Origin of the sequence: Sphingomonas sp., from assembly GCF_019242355.1 — a bacterium.
In the GTDB taxonomy this organism is placed as follows: domain Bacteria; phylum Pseudomonadota; class Alphaproteobacteria; order Sphingomonadales; family Sphingomonadaceae; genus Sphingomicrobium.
On the sequence record NZ_JAFAVR010000264.1, the window covers coordinates 1 to 2,174 of the forward strand.

At 64.8% G+C, this 2,174-nt stretch carries 2 protein-coding genes; both read left to right on the plus strand.

The window, feature by feature from the left end:
* Positions 1-1,395: AAA family ATPase (locus JOZ79_RS12610; RefSeq protein WP_294074742.1), on the plus strand; the 1,395-nt coding region annotated here is incomplete at its 5' end.
* On the plus strand, positions 1,395-2,174 hold a 780-nt coding region (locus JOZ79_RS12615), incomplete at its 3' end, for a carbohydrate-binding family 9-like protein (protein WP_294074744.1). The genes JOZ79_RS12610 and JOZ79_RS12615, both read left to right, overlap by 1 nt.

Here is a 2,174-nt window from a genome sequence, read left to right on the forward strand (position 1 = left end):
GCGCGTGAGGCGCTCGCAGGAACGGAGAACGAACTGCGCGAGGCGCGGCACTACCAAGCGACCTTGGCGCACGAGCTGCAGGTGGCGACCCGTGCGAAGGAGCGGCTTCTCGCGGAGCAGACGGCACTCGCCGCGCCGGTGGAGCTGCCGGAGGAAGCGGATGTCGAAGGCGTCGAGCGGCGGCGGGACAGCCTCGTAGCCCAGCTCGCCAGTTCGTCGGCCGACTCCAATTTGGCCAAGCAGCGATTGCAGGAGGCACAGAAAGGAGTCGACGAGGCAAAGACGCGGCTCGCCAACTCTGAGCGGCGGCTGGAATCGATACGGCAAGCGGAGACAACGCGAGGTCGGCGACTCGGCAGCCTCGGCCCGGACAGGATCAGGTGGACGGCCGAGATCGAGCGCTGCAGGGCTGATTTGACGCAACAGGATGCCCTCCAAGCGCAGACGAAGACGATTTTGTCCACCCTACAGGGGCAGCGCGACGAACAAATGGCGAGTTGCCTTGCGCTCGGGCAGCAGGCGAAGAACGTACGGGCGAACGTGGCCGCAATCGCAGGCGCGAACCATCAGGCCGAGTTGGGCCGGGCGCGGGCAGAATCCCGACGCGCCGCCGCCGAGGAGCGGCTGCTCGAAGAATATGGCATCTCCGCCCAAGACGCGCTGGTCCAGGCTCCCGCTATTGAGGTGCCCCCGGATGCTGCGCCCCTGGCGGGCCGTCTGCGACGCGAGCTTCGCGCCATGGGAATGGTCAACATTGGGGCGGACGAGGCCTACGAGCGGCTTACGGGCCGGCACGATGAGCTGACCGCGCAGCGCGCCGACATCCTGGAAGGAATCGAGCAGGTGCAGGCGAGCATGAGCGAGCTGGACAAGCTGACGCGCGACCAGTTCCTGGACACCTTTGCGAAGGTGCAAGTTGCCTACGGCGAGATGTTCCAGAAGCTGTTTGGCGGCGGCGAGGGCAAGATGTTCCTCGACAATCCGAGCTCAATCCTGGAGAGCGGGATCGAGATCGAGGTTCAGCTCCCCGGTAAGAAAAAGCAGCGGCTGGAGTTGCTGAGCGGCGGCGAGAGAGCGCTCTGTGCATCGGGATTTCTCTTTGCACTGCTCAGCACGAAGCCGTCGCCGCTGGTCGTGCTCGACGAGGTCGACGCGCCGCTGGATGGCCGCAATGTCGAGCGGTTTGCCGACGTGCTGGTCGAATTCTCGAAGATCACTCAGTTCATCGTGATCACCCACAACCCGACTACCATCGAGCGCGCGCCGGTCTGGCTCGGCGTGACGATGAATGAACCCGGCGTGTCTACGCTGGTCCCCGCACGTATGCCGATGCCTGAGACTGCGGTGGTGCAAGTGGCGGCCCAGCCGAGCCTGCGGCTCTCCCCGGCAACCTGATGCTCGCCACTCTCGCTGCAATCGCCATGGCCCAAATCGATCCGGTCGGTCCGCTCCCCCACGCGCCGCCGCAACCGAGGAGCTACGGCTGTGTTCGGGTCGCTTCCGCGCCGCCGATGGATGGGCATCTCGGGCACAAGCAGTGGGCGGCGGCGCCCTGGACCGAAGATTTCATTGACATCGAGGGGCTCGCCAAGCCGAGTCTGCGCACCAGGGTGAAGATGCTGTGGGACGCCCGGTGCCTCTATATCGGCGCGGAAATGGTCGAGCCGCAACTCTGGGCGACGCTCACCGAGCGCGACTCGGTGATCTTTCACGATAATGACTTCGAGGTGTTCCTCGATCCGGATGGCGACAACCACAACTATGTCGAGTTCGAGATGAACGCGCTCAACACCGTCTGGGATCTACTGCTGCCCAAGCCCTACCGGGATGGGGGCCCGGCCGTAGATGCATTCAATATCGAAGGCCTCCGCACCGGCGTGAAGCTCTTCGGCCAGCTGAACCGACCGACGGTCCCTTCAAGCCGAGGATTCCAGGGCTGGACGGCGACAATTGCCATTCCTTGGAAGGCGCTGCGCCCAGTTGCGGGCACGAGGCTCCCGCCGCGGGATGGCGATCGGTGGCGGATCAATTTCTCGCGCGTGGAGTGGGATCTCGAGGTCGCGGACGGCAAGTACGTGAAGATACAGAACCGGCCAGAGCACAACTGGGTCTGGTCGCCGCAGTGGGCGATCAACATGCACCGCCCAGAGACGTGGGGCTTCCTCGAATTCCAG